This is a genomic window from Mucilaginibacter sp. (assembly GCF_039925265.1).
Classification (GTDB): Bacteria; Bacteroidota; Bacteroidia; order Sphingobacteriales; family Sphingobacteriaceae; genus Mucilaginibacter.
Window position 1 is genome coordinate 207,057 of record NZ_JBDSZG010000013.1, and the last position, 20,126, is coordinate 227,182.

The window sequence follows — 20,126 nt, forward strand, 5'->3', positions numbered from 1 at the left end:
TTTTTATTGTTTGATACAATAGTCGGCACCCGGCATTAGAACGATATAAGAGGAAGATTAGAATCTGATTAGAGTTTGAAAAAATGCTTAACCCTGCCATCTTTGGGAGAGGATACTCGCTTTTTTGGAACGGAGAAAAAACTTATGTCTCGTTCGGGACTACCTATTTGTAGTTAGGGGTTATCATATCCAATTCAGGTGGCTACCAAGCAAATTAGGGTTGCACCTACGGAGCACAATAACTTTTTTTTACAAAATGCTACAAACAGGTAACCCCTCACGGGGTATGGAAAAGATATGTGTACCCTTCACTTTCCAGTGGACAGGCCACTAAAATAATCTTTAAGTCCTCACCTTTGGAGAGTAATAGCCCATTAAAAGACAGCATATTCAATTTTGTAAGCCCTTCCATGAATTGCTTTAATTTCGCCCTCTTTTACTAACCATCAAGCATCGGTGATTAGGAATTAGGGTTAACACAACTTAACACAATTTCAAAATTATCAATATAAAATATTGATAATAAGTATATTGCATTTTTATAGGGTTAACATAAAAACGACTTTTTTACTTGGCTTAAAACTTAAAATTTTTATTATAAACCCGTAACGAAATTTAATAAACACTGTCTTCTGATGGGCTATTACCCTTTGGAGAGGACTTAGGTGAGGCCTTCACATGCACCGGCAACATCACCCTGATGGTGGTACCTTCATCCACTTTGGATGCGATAGCAATACTCCCTTTATGCAGGCGTACAATATTCAGGGCAAGCGGCAGGCCAACGCCATGCCCTTCGAATTTCCCGGTATTAGATGCCCGGAAGAAAGGCTCGAAAATATGCTGAACATCCCCCTCGGGGATGCCAATGCCCTCGTCTTTTATACTGAAGATAACGCTTCTGTTCTCTGCGAAGACTTTGATAGTTACAGACTTGTTATCAGAGTATTTACAGGCATTCAGCGCTATGTTGCTCAACGCCAGCTTAAGCAGGTTTATATTGCCCATAATAATGAGCCTTTCATCTTCCTCGGGCAAGCCGGAAAGATCGATGTCCAGATTATTTTCGGGTACGATGTGGTCAACCGCTTCTTTTATCAGCCAAACCAGTTCGTCGGCGCGGATCTGCTCCCAGTTTTGTTTTTTGCCATCGAACCCCGTTTGGGCAAGCCCCAGCAGGCTTGTCAAAATATCCTGCAGGCTTTGCGCGCTAACCAATATATGGTTTAGTGTTTTCTGTGGATCGGCACCGGGCCTCTCCATATTTTTTAAAGCAAGCTCGGCCTCGCCTTTAATAACGGCAAGCGGGGTACGCAGCTCATGCGAGGCGTTGCTGATAAAATTGTTCTGGGTTTCAAAGGCGGTTTCCAGCCTGTCCAGCATATCGTTAAAGGTCTGCGTCATTTCGGCTATCTCATCCTTGCCGTCGTAGCTTTCCAGCCGCAGGTGCAGGTTGCTGGCCGTAATAGTGTTCACCCTTTTTATGATCTTCCGTACGGGTTGAAACGTTAGGTACGAGAACCGTTTACCAATAAGGTAGGCAATAAGCACCGAGATCATAAAGCCTATGATAAGCACACGCTCCAGGTTGTTCAGTTCGTTTAAGCCGTATGGGTCGGTAGCCGATACGATGATCATCACATCACCATCTTCAAACCTGAATATGTTACCCGCGTAAAAAATATTATCTGTTTTATAGCGCGTTTTGCCATCACTCAGAATGCTGCTGATCAGTTCCTGCGGGATACCTGTGGCTTTTCCGTTAGCATAATCGGCAGGTTTTAGGGTGTACTGCCTTTCTGCGGGTAGCTTTTCGAGGTAGCGCTGCCTGATGTCCTTAACCATCCCAACGCTGTCCTTATCGCTGAGGTGGTATATCTGCGAGGCGATATTCACCCGGGCTTCCAGGCGTTTATAAAAATCCTCAAAGGTAAACTGGTGTACAAAGTAAAATATAGCCCCGCTGAGGATGAGGATGATAGATACAGTAAAGGCCAGGAATAAAAGGGCTACTTTTCGTTGGATGCTCATCTGCTTATTTTAAGATATAGCCCATGCCCACAACCGTGTGGATCAGCTTCGGCTCAAAATCTTTATCCACCTTTTTGCGGAGGTAGTTGATGTACACATCCACCACATTGGTACCCATATTAAAATCGATGTTCCAAACGTTTTCCAGGATCTCTATGCGCGATAGCATGTGGTTGCGGTTCTTTACCAAAAACTCCAGCAGGCGGTATTCGGTAGCGGTTAATTCTATCGTTTTTCCACCCCGCATTACCGACCGTTCGTTGGTGTTAATAACCAAATCGGCCACCTGCAACAGGTTAGGGGCGGAGGCGTTGCTGCCGTTACGCCGGGCAAGGGTACGGATGCGGGCGTTCAATTCGGCAAGGCTAAAGGGCTTTACCATATAGTCGTCGGCACCGCTATCCAGCCCAACCACTACGTTCTCGGTAGTACCCAATGCAGTCAGCATTAAAATGGCGGCCTGCGTATTGGCCTGCCTTAACTGGCGGCATACCTCCACGCCGTTGATACCCGGCAGCATAATATCCAGGATGATCAGCTGAAAATCGCCCTTCAACGCCATTTGCAAACCAGTTGTACCATCCAAAGCAACGCTTACTTCATGCCCCTCGGCAGTCAGATCTCGCTGAATGATGGATACCAGTTTCGCTTCATCTTCTACCAGCAGTATCTTCATTTGGGCAAATATAATTTAACCGGGTCAACAAAAAATAAAATAGGTTGTTTGAATCAGAATTTTCAGAATTAAAGAATGAACAAAATGTGATGGCAGCATGAAGTTGTGGCAAACCATAACGTCCAATTCTTATTCTGAAAATTCTAAAATCCTGTAAATTCTGATTCAGGCGGTATATATCCGTCCGTTGAGTATATTAGCAACATAAATGAGCAAAGTATTTACCATTGCAGAAGGCCTGGAAAACCTCGGTGCGCTGCGCAGCGGCGGGCAGGGGTCGGTATATAAGGGCAAACGAACCGGTGCCATCTACTCCGCTATTAAGCTCATCCCAACGCCCATTTATGCAGAGAACGAGGATGATAAAAATTACCGCAATTTCCAAAACGAGGTAGCCAAGCTGCAAAAGGTAAACGAGATCCCCAATCCAAACATCGTAAAGATCCTAAGCTCCGGCCTTACCGAAAGCGGCTCGTTCCCGTTCATCGAGATGGAATTTATTGATGGACCCGACCTGAGCGAACTCCTGCTGCCACCACATCAAAAGATCTTCACACTAAAAGAAACCCTGAAAGTTGCCGACCAGCTGGCCAGCGCCCTCGCGCATTGCCACCGGCTCGGCGTAAAACATGGCGACCTGAAAAGCAACAACGTAAAATATAATATCCACAGCGGCAACTATGTTCTGCTTGATTTTGGCCTCGCCATCATGACCGAAGAACAGCGCCGCAGTAGTATGCGAAACGCCGGCGCGGTAGAATTTATGGCACCCGAGCAGTACGACGGCAAAATGCTGCTGCAAACCGATATCTACAGCTACGGCGTTATCCTTTACGAATTGCTGGCAGGAGAGGTCCCCTTTGTATTAACCGGCGATGGCGAAAGCGGCCGCAACGCCGTAATGCTGAAACATATGGAATCGGCGGTGCCCGATCTGCTGGAAAAACGCCGGGCCAACCTGCCCGATGTCTGGACAGAGCAAAAAAAGGCCAGCGAAATGCAGGTGCCCGATTGGATGCTGAAAGTGGTGACCAAATGCCTGGAGAAAAAGGCCGAAGCTCGTTTCACCGATGCATTGGAACTTTATGAAGCCCTGTCGGTACATCAAACGCGGATGGAGCCGATAGCGCTCGTTGGTGAAACGGATAAACAATATGCCGATATCGAGTGGTCGTTAAAGCTGCAACTCATCAAAAACCAGCTGCAGGATAGGCTGATCTCGGAAATGATATTGCTCTATAACACCAACCCATCGGCCACCCTGGCCGATGAGAACAAAGCCTACTACTTGCATGACCAGGTAAAACTCCATCACAGCCGTTTGAATGAATTACTTCGCGAAAACGGAAAGGCAGATAAACTGCGGGAAGACGACATCCAGGCGGCGATGGATAAAATGCAGGAGACCGAACTTTTGGCTCGACCATCTAAATTATATGTCTCCAAAATAGCTCTATATGGTTTGCTCGCAGCGCTTGGAGCCTTACTGTTCACCACTATTTTGTTGTGGCAGGCTTATAAGCACGATGCAACGGCAATGAAAATCATGAGCCATATTTCAGCTGTTCTAAAAAGCATTTTTTCGAGCAAAAAATAGCGCTAAAAGGCGGAAAAAACGACCGAAAAATCGAGCAAAAGGGTAAAAAAATGGAAGTTTTAGCAAATAATTTTTCATTATTTTGAGTTGGCCACAACAAAGCGGCCACTTTATTGTAATTTCATAGCAGGTTCACCGTTATACGGGCAGCGGTAATTTTAACACGATAAATGAGTAAAGTATTTACAATAGCAGAGGGCTTGGAAAACCTTGGCGCATTGCGCACAGGCGGCCAGGGTTCAGTATATAAAGGCAAGCGAACGGGTACCATTTATTCGGCAGTAAAGCTGATACCCACACCCATACATACCGAAAGCGGCGACGACAAAAACTACCGCAACTTTCAAAATGAAGTAGCCAAACTACAGAAAGTCAACGAGATACCAAACCCAAACATCGTAAAAATATTAAGTTCAGGGGTTACGGAAAGCGGCTCATTTCCATTCATTGAGATGGAATACATTGATGGCCCCGACTTGAATGAACTCCTCGCGCCACCTCACGAAAAGATCTTCACGCTTAAAGAATTACTTAAAGTAGCAGATCAATTAGCCTGTGCATTAGCGCATTGCCATAAAGTAGGAGTTAAGCACGGCGATATCAAAAGCAATAATGTAAAGTATAATATCCATACGGGTAACTACGTTCTGCTCGATTTTGGGCTGGCCATTATGAGCGAGGAACAGCGCCGCAGCAGCATCCGCCACGCGGGCGCCGCCGAGTTTATGGCACCCGAGCAGCATGAAGGTAAAATGCTGTTACAGACCGATGTATATAGTTATGGCGTTATCCTTTACGAACTTTTAACAGGCGATGTACCTTTCCCGCTAACCGGCGAGGGCGATACCGGCCGCAATGCCGTGATGCTGGGCCACATGGAATCGGAAGTACCCGATCCCATAAAAGCCCGCAAGCTAAACCTACCGGAGGAATGGACTGAACAAAAACTGCGTCAGGAGATGCAGGTGCCGGCATGGCTTATTAACCTGATCAGTAAATGCTTACAAAAGAAACCCGAAGACCGTTACGCAGATGGGCAAGAGCTGCACGATGCTATTGTTACGGGCAGCATCTCGGCATCCACTGGCAGTAGCAGTGTTGGAGGTGTATCTAAAGCTAATATAGAAGCGTTAAAAAGCGAGAATAAAAAACTTCAGCAGCAGGTACTGGAACTGCAATCAGAAAATTCGGAAGCAGATGGAAATGGACCTGCCGTGCCGGATGATGAATCGAAAATGATAGTATCTAAGCTGGCATTCAACGCGTTAGTAGCTTTACTGGTGTTGTTTGTCGGTTTTTCGGTATATGCGGCATTCTATAAAAAAGATGCCCGCCTACCTAAAACAATCCCTCAGGATTCCCTCCAAACGGTTCGGGATACAGCCCAGATGGCTAACCCTCAAGAGGATGTACCTGCAAACCAGTATTACAAAGAACGCCGGCAACGGGCTGATTCCATCAAAAGAGTGCGCGATAGCCTGATAAAAGCGACTATCGACAGCACCACTGCTGCAAGGGCGGCAGCAAGGGACAGCGCGACAATAGATACATCGTCTAAGCCATAAACAACATTAAAATTATAGCTGAACAGGCAAAAACATCTTTTACAGTTTTATGTTCAGTAATCATATTTGAATCTTACATCACAAATGGAATCAAAACCAAATTTTTGGCAGCGTATAGGTATACAGGATTGGTTTTTGACCAAAGAGGGCACCGGCGTAAACGGCAAGATCCCCGCGCTGACGCCCGATAGCGTTTACGCCTACATCGTCGAAAAATTTCAAGACTCGATAAAAGACCTCTCCTTTGCCGACCGTGTAGTTTTCTACCATGAATTCATCATCAGCTTTAACGCAGACGATTACAAGGAGTTCATCGAAAACAAGCAGGGTTTGTTCGGCCTTATCGTACAGGAAACCGTAAAAAAATTCTACGAGATACTGAAAGAATACCGCATCGCCGGCAAAAAAGTGGAGCCCTCGGGCTCTAAATGGGTATTCCGCCTGGTATCTCACCCCGATTACCAGCGTGGGGATAAAGGCTTCATGGGCAAGCTGTTACCCGATAACAACAATCAACCCGCCAAGAAGGAGGAGAACCTGAGGGTAACCTTCATTCCGCGCCAAACGGGTATCGCCCAAACTTTTGATGTGAACCAGGATATTCTGAAAGGCTTTATCTATTATAGCGAAGGCTATTTTGAGATCCCTTACCAGGAAGACCTTGAATACAGTGAGAAAGAAGCTATTAAGCAAGATAAAAAGAGCATCGCCCGGTTCGAAACCATCATCCCAGATAAACAGTTCGCCGGTAAAAAGGTGGAATACCTGATGAAGGATGATGATATCATCGTATCAGGCAGTGATGAAGAGCGCGAGGAGCAAAGCGTATTTAAGATCCCCAGCGAATGGGTGAACACACCGCATTTACAGGTGCGTTTTAACAAAGCGGATGCTAAATTCTACCTTGCATCCTTCGGCGAAATGACCACGCTGAACGAAATGGCGGTACCCACCAGCGATATTAACTCGCCCAAATGGGTGGAGCTGCCGGTAAATTCCCGCATATTACTAAATGGCATTATTGGCTTAAACCTGTTTAAATCGTAAAGGCATGTCGCAAATATTATCTATAGGCTTATTGGTAATGGTGGTTTGCCTGCTGGCAACACACTTTATCGATATTAAAAACTCCGGTAAAACTAATGGCTGAAAACTTTTTTGGATTAACGGATACCGGTAAGGTACGGAGCAATAACGAGGACACTTTTATTGCCCAGCGCTTGAGTAGCCAACTTATTTTGGCCAGCGTTATTGACGGCGTAGGCGGCTACAACGGCGGCGAAGTTGCTGCGGCCATAGCCCGCGAACAAATGTTGGATTACCTGAGCGATAAGCTGGGTGATCCCATCCCCGCGATGATTGAATCTTTTAAGCTGGCGAACAATGCCATTTCTGCCAAAAAACAGGAAGTTAAAGAACTGGACAGCATGGCCTGCGTAGCAACGATGGCGCTGGTGGATATTGAAAACAACCTGTTTTACTATGCCCACGTGGGCGATACCCGCCTGTATCTGCTTCGCGATACCACGCTGGTGAAGATCTCGAAAGACCATTCCTTTGTAGGTTTCCTGGAAGATTCGGGCCGGCTTACAGAGAAGGAAGCGATGGATCACCCCAAACGCAACGAGATCAATAAAGCTCTGGGCTTTACCAGCCAGATAGATGCCGACGAGAGCTTTATCGAAACCGGGCAGTCGCCATTTTTACCTGGCGATATGTTGCTCCTTTGCAGCGACGGCCTTACCGATATGGTGAACAAAAGTGATATTACCGATATTATTACCCAAAAGATCTCCCTGCAGGAGAAAGCCACCCGGCTAATCCATACGGCCAATAAAAACGGCGGGCACGATAATGTTACCGTGGTACTGGTGCAAAATGATAAAGCATCGGCTAACCAGGTGCAAACTGCGCCGACTGTCGACATAAAAAAAAACGCTGAACCAGCCGTGGAGGTAAAAAAAGAATACCAGGCTGTTAAAGCCGTTATAAACCCCGATAAACAAAAAGCCATGCCTCAAAACAAGAGCAATTTACTGAGCGTGATACTTGCCATATTGTGTATCGCCTTTTTAGGTGCCGCACTCTACTACTACCTGCAATGGCAAAAGGAATTAACTAAGCCGGCACCAGAGCAAACAACTGCGGTTACCTCAGAAAAAGCGCCCCGCAACGCGCAGGAGATCCAACTGCAAAACGCTATTAATATGGCAAAAGGCGATACGCTTACCCTTGTAGATACGCTTTTCAAACAGCCCATCATTATTAGTGACACATTGGATATCAGTAAATTACGCCTGTTTATTAAAGTAAAAGGCAACTTAACTTTACAATGCGATACCGCTTATAAAGGCCCGGCATTTTCGGTATTTAAAGGCGCTAAAGCTATTGGCTTAGAGAATATTAAGCTACAAGGCTTTACAGTTGGTGTAAGCACTTATAATACCGACCTGCACCTGAAAAACGTACAATTTGCAAACTGCAATACACCTGTGCTTCGTTCATTTACGCTGCCCGCCGGCAAACCCGTAAACGAGGGTTTCCCGGTTACAGTGCTATATGCCGATTCTGTAAGTAAATCCACAAAACCTGCTAATGGAACAAGGTAAACCGCAAGAAATTACTCCCGGCCGCGGCAAAGAACGGATCTTCCTGTTCGTAGTGGCTATACTATTCTCCGTGCTGTTTTACAGGCTTTACACGGTTCTGCAGCTTCGCTTTAAGGATGTAGATAAGCGCCTCGCCGAGGGCACCATGGTGAACCTGAACGATAAAGACCCGGCAGGAAAGATCCATGATCTGCTTACTAAAGGCTACTATTTTGAAGACAGGAAGGATATAGAACTGATCACCAAAACAGTAGGTAACAACATTGGCACCGGCGTAAAAATTGATAACGTTGGCGAACTGAACAAAAAGAAATATTACGTAGTGGCCGATGATGCCTTCGTAAGCGGCGGCGAATCGTTTAAAAGCAGGGTTACCGCGTCGCGTTCATTATTAGGTTATACCGGCGATGATTCGCTGCTATTTGCGAGTGAACGTACCGCGCAAATGAAATTACCCGCCCAAACCGACTTGGCATTGGGCAACTACAGCATCAGCGGCAGCATTTTAAACAAAACCGCGCCGGTACCCGGGGTATTGGTGCGATTGGATATGATCATCCCGCAGGACAGCCTCTACAGCGATGAAGAAACCGACGAGGTGAAAACAAAGGTTGAAACTGGTGACGGCTTCAAAAAAACGTTTTACGCGGACAGCGGCAGTACACCAAAATTACAGGAGCTAACCGCATACGCCCGTACGGATGCATCAGGCACTTACCATTTTAAAAACCTGCCCAACAACAAAGCATTTAAAGTTTTACCGCTGCAACCTGGTTACCAGTTTGGTACATCGCAGGGGACTGTGGATCTGGATGAAGACGCGATATTTAATTTTAACCAGTCACCGCATACGGTCCGCTTATTTTCCACCCGCGATTTTAACATCCTAAAAAAGGAGCGTTCGCTTATCATCCGCACACCGGCAGAATTTAATAGCTGGTTTTGGATCATCGCGGGCAGCTTTATAGGCGCGTTCCTGTTGGTGCATTTGATATTATCATGGCGTTTTAAGGCCGCAGATCAATTGATATTGCCGGTGGTGATGATCTTAGCCGGGTTATCATTTATAACGCTGCTGAGTCTACAAGACCCATTACGTGACCGTTTCCTGGCCAAAGACTCCTTAATATATTTAGGAATTGGATTGATTGCCATGCTGGTAATGCTTTTCTTCAACATGCGCCGCTTTACGGCAGATTCATGGTTGTACCGCCTGGTATTCTTTAAAAACACTCAGCGCGCCGCCAATGGCTGGCCGTGGGTAGTTATTGCTGCCGGGTTATTGGCCATGACCATTAAATTTGGTACCGGCCCCGAAGGTAGCGGAGTAAAGGTTAACCTCTTCGGTTTTCAGCCGAGCGAAATTGTAAAATATCTCATTATTCTTTTCCTGGCGGGCTTTTTTGCCGCTAACGAAAAACTCATCAGCGAATATACCAGCTGGTCGAAACGTTGGTCGTTCTTCGCCTTCGCGTTGATAGCCATCGTGGTAACCTTATTGCTCTTCTTATTATTGGGCGATCTTGGACCGGCAATGGTGGTGTGTTTCACTTTTATCGCCTTATTCTCCTTCTCCCGGGGCGATTTTATGTTCATGGCTATAGCGGTGGTCATCTATGTGCTCTGCTCTTGGGTATTAAAGAACGTTTGGCTCTCGGCATTGGCTACCGCTGTAATAGTAGGCTTACTGATGTTGTTCCAACGCCGGAAATTGAGCGAATCAGCTATTATGGTGTTAGTCATTATGGCGGCTTTCTTAACCATCGACCAGATCCCATACTTGGGTAAAATCTTTCCGGGTCCGGTGCAGCGTTTGGTCGATAGGAAAGCTATCTGGCAAGATCCATGGAATAATGAAGTATACGGTGGCGACCAGGTAGCCAACGGGCTTTGGGCCATGAGCAGCGGCGGTGTATCTGGCCAGGGCGTGGGAGAGGGCTTTGCCAAAACCATCCCCGAGGCACATACCGATATGATATTGCCTGCGATGGGTGAAGAATTTGGCTGGACGGGGATCGTCTGCATCTTCCTGTTGTTCTTGCTTTATCTGCACCGTTCAATTATCATCGGGCGGCGAACGGGTACACCCTTCCTGTTCTATTTATGCGCGGGCGTGGGCATTTCCACATTTGTGCAGTTCCTGCTGATAGCGGGCGGCTCAACCGGCGCGTTGCCATTATCGGGGGTATCGCTGCCTTTCCAAAGCTATGGTGGTTCCTCATTAGTAGCCAACTTGCTGGCATCCGGGTTTTTATTATCAGCATCATTGGTACGCGGCTCTACGGTGCAGATGAAATACATCTCTAATCAACAGGATAAAAATTTGGTGCCGGCGCTAATCGCGGCAGTGATGGGTGTTACGTTATTAACTGTAAGCGTATCAAGATATTTGTTCGACAATAAAAAATGGGTGGTACAACCCGCTTTGGTGGCCGATAAAAGCGGCGCGCGGATGTTCAGTTATAACCCCCGGATCGCTATCCTGATGAACAGGCTGCAGGCTGGGTCGATATATGATCGCGACGGCGTATTGCTGGCTACCAGCAAGCCCGAAATGGTTAAAAAACAACTGGGCAAGTTAACCGGTGCAGGCGTGGGTAACTATAATATTGATTCGGCCATGCACAAAAGGCTGGACAGGTATTACCCTTTCGAAGAGCAGATGTTCTTTTGGACGGGCGACGATAACTCCGGCGTATTCAACGGCAGCAGTAACGGCTACTTCGCCGAATACGAACACGCGGCGGAACTGCGCGGTTTTAAATTGCCAACTACCAATTATAATGTAACCGCCAACCGCTACCGCGAGGACAGGTTCCTGGCACGTGGCGTAAAAGAAATGACCGTAGTAAAACGCGATTACAGCGCGCTATCGCCATTATTATTAGCCGGGTTGAACAGCACAGCGGTAGATTCGTTCAAAAACCGTAACCGAGATGTGCAGTTAACCATGGATGCCGGCCTGCAAACCAGCATCCAAAAATCAATGGAAACGGATACTTCACTGCTGGATAACCGGGTATCGGTTGTGGTGATGGAATCCAATACCGGCGACGTGCTTGCCTCGTCCTTATATCCACTGCCACCCGTACACGATTGGGAAAAACTTACCATGAGCTACGCCGAGCAAAACCAGCTCAGTAACTGGATGACCACTACCGACCTGGGATTCACCTACGCGTCGCAACCCGGTTCAACGGCCAAATTGATCACTTCGCTGGCATCGTTCAATAAACTGGGGCTCGCGGCAGCAAATAAAAAATTCCAGGTAAGCGATTACGAACGCATCCGCACCAAGGGCATCGAGCCGGATGAAACAGGTTTAATTACACTGGAACGCGCGGTTGTAAAATCAAACAACGTGTACTTTATTAAGCTGGCCAACGAGGAGCATTTACAGGAAGATATGGCAACGCTCTACTTAAAAACCGGGATGTTTTTGCGTGGAGTGGGTGGTTACTATTATGGCCGCCAGCAGGAAAATGCCGCACAGGAGGAAAAATGGCGTACCGTATGGCGTAAAACCGAGTTCAACACCAAGCCAAGGTACGATCCTAATAACATTCGCCGTACTCGCGCAAAGGGTATTTCGGGTATGGCTTGGGGGCAGGGTGAGCTCATCGCAACGCCTGCTTCTGTTGCAAGGCTGGCATCGGGCATTGCAAATGGCGGCACTATGCCCGGCAATCGCTATGTGTTAAAGTTCAGCGATTCGGCAACATCGGTAAAAGCGGGCATCAAACTGGTTAACGATCCAAAGTACGCACAACTAATGCGCCGGTACATGATAGAACAAAGCGCGCCAAAAGCCTACACGTTGGGTATTTCTGTCGCAGGTAAAACCGGTACGCCGGAACGGATCTGGAAGAAACAGCAGATAAACGATGGCTGGTACGTATTCTTCGCGCCAAAACAAAAGGGCAGCGGCAATATTGTGGTCTGCGTGCGTATAGAATCTACAAAAGGTTCTTCTGACGCTGTTAAACTGGCCGGAAAGCACGTAATACCATTTTTGTTGAAAAAGGGTTATATAAAAAGCATTGTTGAGCAAACAAATGAATAATGGTAAAGGTTAAAAAGAGTGTCGGCAAGGCACAGTTACACATAAAATTACAAGTATTAGCATGATATTTAATTTGTTCAGCAACGAGGGGAAAAATCGCCCGGATGACGTGAAAAGCCTGCGCCATGCTTTACTTCAGTTCATCAAACAAGAGTTGCAAAAGGCAGAGGGGGGAGAAGGTTCCAATATTAAGGGTCTGAGTCTGTACCTCAACTGTAGCGCTACCGACAGGCATATGTACGAAGCCGCGGTTTACGCCGAGCAGCCGGATGTTTTTAAAGACGAAATTCAAAAGATAGCCGACGACTTCGATCTTGGTTTACCAGCACGCTGGACGCTGGATGTGCTGTTCGACGAAGAAGTGCCTGAAGAAGCGGTTAAGCTACCAAACCTTGCTGCCGCGTTTTTCATTAAAACCAGCAAACACTTTGTTAAGCAAACAGCAGTGGCATACATCCGTGTTTTAAATGGCGAAACCGAGCTGAAAGAATATACACTTTCATCGGGCGCAGATAAAATAAACATAGGCCGCGATAAAAGAGCGCAGGCCGATGATGGCTTTTTCCGCACTAATCAGATCGCTTTCCCATCAGAAAGTGGCGATGTAGCCAATAAATACGTAAGCCGCCAGCACGCCCACATCGAATGGAACGTGGAGGCACAGCGCTTTATGCTTTTTGCCGATGACGGCGGTGTCCCGCCGAGGAACAAGATCAAAATAAAGGAAGATAAAAGCGATAAAGTAATTAAGCTGCATTCAGCCGCGATAGGCCACCCTTTGAAGGAGTGCGACCAGATCATCTTAGGCGAATCGGCAGTGCTGGAATTCAGCTATCAACCCCTAACCTAAATGAGTAAAGTTTTTACAATAGCGGATGGATTAGAGAATTTGGGCGCACTGCGAACGGGCGGCCAGGGTTCCGTGTATAAAGGCCGGCGAACCGGGGTGATCTACTCCGCCGTAAAGCTGATACCCACACCCGTTTACTCCGAAAGCGGCGACGATAAAAACTACCGCAATTTCCAAAACGAAGTTGCCAAACTGCAAAAGGTAAACGAGATACCTAACCCCAATGTTGTAAAAATATTGAGTTTCGGTATTACCGAGAGTGGCTCTTTTCCATTCATAGAAATGGAATACATTGAGGGCCCCGATCTGAGCGAGTTTCTACAGCCACCGCATGAAAAGATCTTCACGCTGAAGGAACTGCTTAAAGTTGCCGATCAGCTGGCCTGCGCGCTGGCCCATTGCCATACCGTAGGCGTAAAGCATGGCGACGTAAAAAGCAATAACGTAAAATATAATATCCACACAGGTAATTATGTACTGCTCGATTTTGGCCTGGCAATTATGAGCGAAGAGCAGCGTCGAAGCAGCATACGCAATGCCGGAGCCGTGGAATTTATGGCACCTGAGCAGCAGGAGGGCAAAATGTTGCTGCAAACCGATGTGTACAGCTACGGGGTGATCCTGTACGAATTACTTACAGGGCAAGTGCCATTCCCATTGGATGGGAATGGAGATACCGGTCGCAATACCGTAATGGTGCGCCATCTGGAAGCCCCGGTACCCGATGCGATGAAAACCCGCAAGGCCAACCTTCCGCAAAGCTGGGATACTGATAAACAGGCATTAGAAATGCAGGTACCTGCCTGGCTGCTTAACCTTGTAGAAAAATGCCTGCAAAAGAACCCCGATGATCGCTTTGCCGATGGTAACGAACTACACAACGCCATCGTAAGCGGCAGCCTGGCATCGGCAGATAACGGCTTGATGGGTATTGGCCCGGCTACCTTATTAAACGAGAACGAAAAACTGCAAACCCAGCTGCAAGAGCGCAGCGACCCCGAAAAAGTAGGCATCCTAAAAATGGATGGGGGCGTAGTGCATATGCACAAAACCGTATTTAGCGGCCTGCTATTTTTGACGGTGCTGTTTATAGGCCTGTTTGCCTATTCATCGCTTACCAAGAAATCGGACGGTGAAGCATACAACCCTGTAGTCGCCGAAACTAAGATGAAGCCTTATAAATCGGTGCTTTTTATCAACTCCTATAATTTCGACAGCGTAAAAAGAGCGCGACAGCGGGCCCGTTTAAAGGCCGATTCCATCGCCAAAGCCAAGGCGGAAATTATAAGGCAGCAAGCAGCCGGCACAACGGAAATACCCCCTGCGGGCGAAAAACCTAAAAAGAAGAGAAAGAAGTTTTTGGGATTATTTTAGCAGGGAAGAAGGGGTTCGAGTCCCTTCTTCCGCACTTAATTATAGTTTTACCGGCTCCACGGCAGCTATATACCCGCAGCCCACCGGTACATACTTATCCTTTACCTGTAGCAAGTAAATAAATTTTGATGTGCTGCCGCTATCGAAGAATACATGCACAATAGTGCCTGTATCACCTTTGGCAGGTTTGTATTTTTTCCAGCCGCTTCTGCCGGCAAGTTTTTTCATTTCGGCGGTGGGCCATTTAAGGCTTTCGCTATCATTCAGCGTTGAATAAACGCCACCCTCTTTATCTATTTTGGTTTGTTTGCCTATAAAGCCGAAAGCTGTTGCGCTGTCTATCTTACAATATTCTGTTTTATTCGCCGCCGAATCCGGCAAAGTGGTTTGGGCGCTGCCACTGCCAGCATAAAAAACAAAAAAGAGGCTAAGGGCGCTTGTAAGCTTAATAATTTTGGTCATGGTAAACAGTATTATTGGTTTCCGAAGGCAACATAGTTACCCGGGTAACGACGAGGAACAAAAAATGAGCCATAAGCGCTCACTCGTTCCTGTTTATTTATATTTTTACCCGTATGAAAAAATTAGGCCTTATCGGCGGTACCAGCTGGGTATCCACTATCGATTATTATCGCTTTATTAACCAGGGTATTAACAATCGCCTTGGCGGCGTACAGGCAGGGGAGTTGCTTATCCATTCCTTCAACTATGCCGATATTGTTAAGAATCTGGATGCTAACAATTGGGATGCTATTTTAAAAATGATTGTTGATGCCGGCATCAACCTCAAAAACAGCGGGGCCGAAGGCATCATACTTTGCGGTAATACCACTCACCTGGTAGCAGCCGAAGCGCAGGCGCAAATAGGTTTACCCATCATCCATATTGCCGAGGCTACGGCATTCGCCATCAAAAAAGAAGGTTTTAAAACCGTTGCGTTGTTAGGCACGCGTTTTACCATGGAGCACAATTTCTTTGCAGATAAACTTAAAGCAGCAGGTATAGAACCTTTGACGCCTGATAAAGCCGACCGGGATTTTATACACGAAACCCTGCTGCGCGAAATGGGCAAAGGCATTTTTAAACCCGAAACCAAAGTCGCCTACCTGCAAATAATGGAAAAGCTAAAGCAGCAAGGTGCCGAAGGTGTGATATTAGGCTGTACCGAAATTCCGCTACTGATACAGCCTGCCGATACCGATTTGATGCTTTTTGATACCGCCGCTATCCACTCGGCCGCCGCGGTAGATTTTATTTTAAATTAGGACCGTCCACCGCTATTATTTAACACTAAAAATTGCATACTTTTAAAACGTTATGCAAGTAAAAAACGACAAAAAGGTCATCCGCGCCTGGGCCATGTTCGATTGGGCCAACTCGGCTTATAACCTGGTGATCACAACCACTATTTTCCCGGCTTACTACGTTGCCATTACCACCAATGATGACAACGGGAACCAGGTGCATTTTTTCGGTCATAACTTCATCAACACTGCTCTGCAAGACTATTCACTCGCATTCGCTTATCTCATCATGGTGCTGCTGTTGCCCATCCTCAGCTCCATTGCCGATTATCGCGGCAACAAAAAGGTGTTTATGCAATTCTTCACAATACTGGGCTCGCTGGCCTGCTGCGGGCTTTTCTTTTTTGATGCCGAACACATCGAACGGGGTATCATTTGCTTCGCTTTAGCAGCCATTGGTTACAGCGGCGGTTTTGTTTTCTACAACTCATACCTGCCCGAAATAGCTACTGTGAACATGCAGGACAGAGTGAGCGCGAAAGGTTTTACTTATGGCTACGTAGGAAGCGTTTTGCTGCAGCTGATATGTTTTGTATTTGTACTGATGCCCGATAAATTTGGTTTAACAAAGGGGAGCGCCGCGCAATTGTCATTCTTACTGGTAGGCGTTTGGTGGATAGGTTTCGCTACCATACCTTTTAGAATTTTGCCAAAGGGCAGTCCCAACGCACGTACGCACCAACACAACATTATTAAGGGCGGTTTTATAGAATTGGGTAAGGTTTGGGTAAAAATAAAGCACATGCCTATGTTAAGGGGCTATTTACCGGCTTTCTTCTTTTATTCGATGGGGGTACAAACTATTATGCTGGTAGCTACCGCTTTTGGGGCCAAAGAGTTAAAAATGGGTACCTCGCAACTCATTTCCATCATTTTAATTATACAGATCATCGCCATTGTCGGCGCCACGGTTATGTCCCGCTTATCGGGCAAATATGGTAACGTCCGCATCTTAATACTGGTAGTATTTATTTGGATAGGGGTTTGCATCGCGGCTTATTTTACTACAACCGTTACCGAGTTTTATATGATAGCTGTAGTAGTTGGCGTGGTGATGGGGGGGATCCAATCGCTTTCGCGCTCCACCTATTCTAAATATTTGCCGGAGGATATTACCGATACGGCGTCGTTCTTTAGCTTTTACGATGTTACTGAAAAACTATCGATCGTAGGTGGTCTGTTCAGCTTCGGTTTTATAGAAGAATTTACGGGCAGTATGCGCAACTCCACGCTGGTGCTCTGCGGCTTTTTTATAATAGGGCTGCTATTTCTGTTTTTGTTGCTCAGAACCGAGAAGAAAGTTCTAAAAAATTCGGAATTTAGCGCGGTATAATTTTGTGCAGATGATTGTAGAGTTGTTTATTCCGTGCTTTGTAGACCAGTTATATCCCGATACCGCTTTTAATACGGTGAAAGTGCTTGAAAAAGCCGGATGCGTGGTAAACTACAACCCGGCGCAAACCTGTTGCGGTCAGCCTGCTTTTAACGCTGGTTTTTGGGATGATGCCAAAGCCGTAGGCAGCAAATTCCTCAACGATTTCCCGGAAGACAGCGTTATTGTGTCGCCATCGGCATCCTGTACGGGCATGGTGCGCAATTACTACAACGACCTCTTTACCAACACTACATCGCACAACAAGTGCCGCAATATCCAAAGCAATATTTACGAGCTGAGCGATTTTTTGGTGAACATACTACAGGTAGATTATTTTGGTGCCGAACTGGAGGGCCGCGCCGTTTACCACGATAGCTGCGCCGGCCTGCGCGAATGCAAGATCAAAGAAGAACCCCGCAAACTGTTATCCAAAGTATTGGGGCTGGAACTGGTAGACCTGAAAGACGGTGAAACCTGCTGTGGTTTTGGCGGTACCTTTGCCGTTAAGTTTGATGCCATTTCTACCGCTATGGCGCAGCAAAAGGTTTACAACGCCATCGATGCCAAGGCCGATTACATTATCTCTACCGATGCCTCTTGCCTGCTGCACATGCAGGGGTATATCGATAAAAACAACCTCCCTATCAAAACCATCCACATTGCTGATGTGCTGGCGCATGGGTGGGGGAATGTATGATGTTAACGCTTAAGCCTAAATATCAAATTGAGCAAATTACGCTCCTTGATATTGATGTGGTAAAATTAAATCTTTTTGCCATATTAAAGGATAAAGAGTACAGGCTCCTTACTTCAATGCCTAACGAAATTAACTTTGATTCAGGTCCTCCTTTTGCACTAAGAGGAAATTGGGAACCTACTCAATTGAGCGGAGGGGTTTTTCACATTGTGCAAAAGGCCAATCAAGTTGTGGTTACACTTGATTACGCAATTTCTTTTTGGTGGCCTGTTTTTATGAGTTCGTTAGTTGTGATGATTGCCATTTTTGAAGATCCGTTTGTGTTGTTTATGCTGGGATTTATCATCATTGCCGCCTGTGTACATTACTATACTCATCATCGTAAAGCGCGGCAATTACTCGCTGCTTGCCTGCCTCAATAGTTAAAAGCTGACTTTTTGAGCATTACGAGTTGGAAATCCGCAATCGCCAAGCTTTATAGTTCGTAAACCACACTCTTCTCCGGTATCGTCACCTTATAACCCTCAGGCTCTAACGCATCGGCTAATGCCTGCATACTCGCGGCTTCGCCATGCACCAGGAACACGCCCTTCAGCTTGTTTACATCTTGCTGCATGATATTATTCAACAGATCGTCATGGTCGCCATGGGCGCTTAATACATCCGTTTTTTTGATGGTGGCGTAAACGGACAGGTCGCGGTCTTTAATGTGCACGATAGGGTCGCCGCGTAATAAACGGTAGCCCAAAGTACCTTTTGCGCAATATCCAATGAACAGGATGGTACAGTAGTAATTCTGGATATTATAAAAAAGGTGATCCTGTATTCGGCCGCCTTCCAGCATCCCTGCCGAAGATATGATGATACAAGGTTCGTAATAGTTAGAAACCTGGCGGCTATCCTTAAGCGTTTCTACATACGTGAGGTTATCAAACTCAAATTCGTCGCCCTGCTTATTGTAAAACTCCTGCGCCTCGGGGTTTACCAGGCTATGATGCTTGCGGAAAATGTCGGTAGCACGTGTGGCCATCGGGCTATCTACAAAAATGGCAACTGGCGGCAGCAAACCCGTGCTAAAGATCTTGTTAAGCGCAAACACCAGCGACTGTGTACGCCCGATGCTGAATGCCGGGATAATTAACCGGCCCTGTTCTTTAATACAAACCTTATCTATCGTTTCAACCAACGTTTCCTCTACAGATTTGCCCTTGGTATGCATCCGGCCACCGTAGGTAGCTTCACTTACTATATAATCTACAGGAGGCAGAGGCTCCGGATCGTTCAATACCGGGTAATTTTTACGGCCAATATCGCCGGTGAAAGCAATTGATTTCTCGACGCCGTCTTCCATCACCTTAAATACAGCTGCGGCAGCGCCCAGTAAATGGCCCGCCTGGATAAAGGTGAGTTCGATATCGCCGTTGATGCGGAACGGGCGATTGAAACCAATAGTTACAAAGCGTTCCACCGTGTCCATCACATGTTTTTGCAGGTACAATGGCTGCGGCCCGTTACCACCGCTATGTTTATGACGTTTGCGGTTGCGCCTGCCTTTATCTGCTTTACTTAAAAAAATATTTACCGAATCGATAAGAAGGAGTTCGGTAAGATCAGCAGTGGGGGGTGTGCAAAGTATTTGGCCTTTAAAACCCATGCGGACAAGCGTAGGCAGGTTGCCCGAGTGGTCGATATGCGCGTGAGTGAGCACCACCACATCAATTTGCTCCGGGTCGAAGCCGAAATCTTCGTTCACCTGCAAATTGTGGTCCTTTTCGTAATCAAGCCCGCAATCGATCAGTATTTTATATTGGCCAACCTGTAGCAAATGCATACTACCGGTTACCTGCCGGGCCGCCCCGTGTATAGTTAGTTTCATTTTTTTAGTTCATTGGTTCATTAGTTCATTAGTTCAGTTGTTCATTGGTGCATAGTTTGTTACTGTGTCGCCAATAATTTATTAGGACTAAGAACTCGTTTGGTAATTG

General features: G+C 46.5%; 15 protein-coding genes. 11 read left to right on the forward strand and 4 right to left on the reverse strand.

The window, feature by feature from the left end; translation table 11 throughout:
- Positions 1 to 615 precede the first annotated feature (615 nt).
- Together ABIX36_RS06005 and ABIX36_RS06010 are read right to left on the reverse strand one after the other, a co-directional pair.
- Positions 616 to 2,031 carry a HAMP domain-containing sensor histidine kinase gene (locus tag ABIX36_RS06005; RefSeq protein ID WP_348081252.1) on the reverse strand — a complete coding sequence of 472 codons (1,416 nt, stop codon included), beginning with the start codon at positions 2,029 to 2,031 and terminating at the stop codon, positions 616 to 618.
- Between the two features lie 4 nt (positions 2,032 to 2,035).
- Entirely contained in the window at positions 2,036 to 2,707 is a 672-nt protein-coding gene (locus tag ABIX36_RS06010) for a response regulator transcription factor (RefSeq protein WP_348081253.1), read from the reverse strand.
- A gap of 208 nt (positions 2,708 to 2,915) precedes the next feature.
- Here ABIX36_RS06010 and ABIX36_RS06015 point away from each other — a divergent pair, with 208 nt between their 5' ends.
- The 7 genes from ABIX36_RS06015 to ABIX36_RS06045 all read left to right on the forward strand — a co-directional run bounded on the left by ABIX36_RS06015 (position 2,916) and on the right by ABIX36_RS06045 (position 14,765).
- Positions 2,916 to 4,304 (forward strand): serine/threonine-protein kinase, encoded by a 1,389-nt coding sequence (locus tag ABIX36_RS06015; protein ID WP_348081254.1) that lies wholly within the window; start codon positions 2,916 to 2,918, stop codon positions 4,302 to 4,304.
- 170 nt (positions 4,305 to 4,474) lie between these two features.
- Complete coding sequence (locus ABIX36_RS06020) at positions 4,475 to 5,869, forward strand: protein kinase (protein WP_348081255.1); 1,395 nt, start codon at positions 4,475 to 4,477, stop codon at positions 5,867 to 5,869.
- An 84-nt stretch (positions 5,870 to 5,953) separates the two neighbouring features.
- Positions 5,954 to 6,916, forward strand: a complete 963-nt coding sequence (locus ABIX36_RS06025) for a hypothetical protein (protein WP_348081256.1) — start codon at positions 5,954 to 5,956, stop codon at positions 6,914 to 6,916.
- Between the two features lie 95 nt (positions 6,917 to 7,011).
- Positions 7,012 to 8,478, forward strand: coding sequence for a protein phosphatase 2C domain-containing protein (locus ABIX36_RS06030; RefSeq protein ID WP_348081257.1), 1,467 nt, complete (start codon positions 7,012 to 7,014; stop codon positions 8,476 to 8,478).
- Positions 8,465 to 12,541, forward strand: coding sequence for an FtsW/RodA/SpoVE family cell cycle protein (locus ABIX36_RS06035; protein WP_348081258.1), 4,077 nt, complete (start codon positions 8,465 to 8,467; stop codon positions 12,539 to 12,541). Before ABIX36_RS06030 ends, ABIX36_RS06035 begins: the two co-directional genes overlap by 14 nt.
- Before the next feature lie 61 nt (positions 12,542 to 12,602).
- Complete coding sequence (locus tag ABIX36_RS06040) at positions 12,603 to 13,391, forward strand: FHA domain-containing protein (RefSeq protein WP_348081259.1); 789 nt, start codon at positions 12,603 to 12,605, stop codon at positions 13,389 to 13,391.
- On the forward strand, positions 13,392 to 14,765 hold the full coding sequence (locus ABIX36_RS06045; RefSeq protein ID WP_348081260.1) for a serine/threonine-protein kinase: 1,374 nt from the start codon (positions 13,392 to 13,394) through the stop codon (positions 14,763 to 14,765).
- A gap of 39 nt (positions 14,766 to 14,804) precedes the next feature.
- Here the strand turns inward: ABIX36_RS06045 and ABIX36_RS06050 are convergent, their stop codons facing one another.
- Positions 14,805 to 15,227 carry a hypothetical protein gene (locus ABIX36_RS06050; RefSeq protein ID WP_348081261.1) on the reverse strand — a complete coding sequence of 141 codons (423 nt, stop codon included), beginning with the start codon at positions 15,225 to 15,227 and terminating at the stop codon, positions 14,805 to 14,807.
- A gap of 113 nt (positions 15,228 to 15,340) precedes the next feature.
- Here ABIX36_RS06050 and ABIX36_RS06055 point away from each other — a divergent pair, with 113 nt between their 5' ends.
- From ABIX36_RS06055 to ABIX36_RS06070, 4 genes are read left to right on the forward strand one after another with little or no spacing between them, the layout of a single operon-like run.
- Positions 15,341 to 16,030: an amino acid racemase gene (locus ABIX36_RS06055; protein WP_348081262.1), complete on the forward strand. Its 690-nt coding sequence runs from the start codon at positions 15,341 to 15,343 to the stop codon at positions 16,028 to 16,030.
- Positions 16,031 to 16,082: 52 nt separating this feature from the next.
- On the forward strand, positions 16,083 to 17,402 hold the full coding sequence (locus ABIX36_RS06060; RefSeq protein ID WP_348081263.1) for an MFS transporter: 1,320 nt from the start codon (positions 16,083 to 16,085) through the stop codon (positions 17,400 to 17,402).
- A 10-nt stretch (positions 17,403 to 17,412) separates the two neighbouring features.
- The gene (locus ABIX36_RS06065) at positions 17,413 to 18,141 is read left to right on the forward strand and encodes a (Fe-S)-binding protein (protein WP_348081264.1); all 729 of its coding nucleotides are present in this window, start codon (positions 17,413 to 17,415) and stop codon (positions 18,139 to 18,141) included.
- Positions 18,138 to 18,563, forward strand: coding sequence for a hypothetical protein (locus ABIX36_RS06070; RefSeq protein WP_348081265.1), 426 nt, complete (start codon positions 18,138 to 18,140; stop codon positions 18,561 to 18,563). Before ABIX36_RS06065 ends, ABIX36_RS06070 begins: the two co-directional genes overlap by 4 nt.
- A 53-nt stretch (positions 18,564 to 18,616) precedes the next feature.
- Here ABIX36_RS06070 and ABIX36_RS06075 read toward each other — a convergent pair whose 3' ends face one another.
- A complete protein-coding gene (locus ABIX36_RS06075) occupies positions 18,617 to 20,017 on the reverse strand; it encodes an MBL fold metallo-hydrolase (RefSeq protein ID WP_348081266.1) in 1,401 nt (466 codons plus the stop codon).
- Positions 20,018 to 20,126 lie beyond the last annotated feature (109 nt).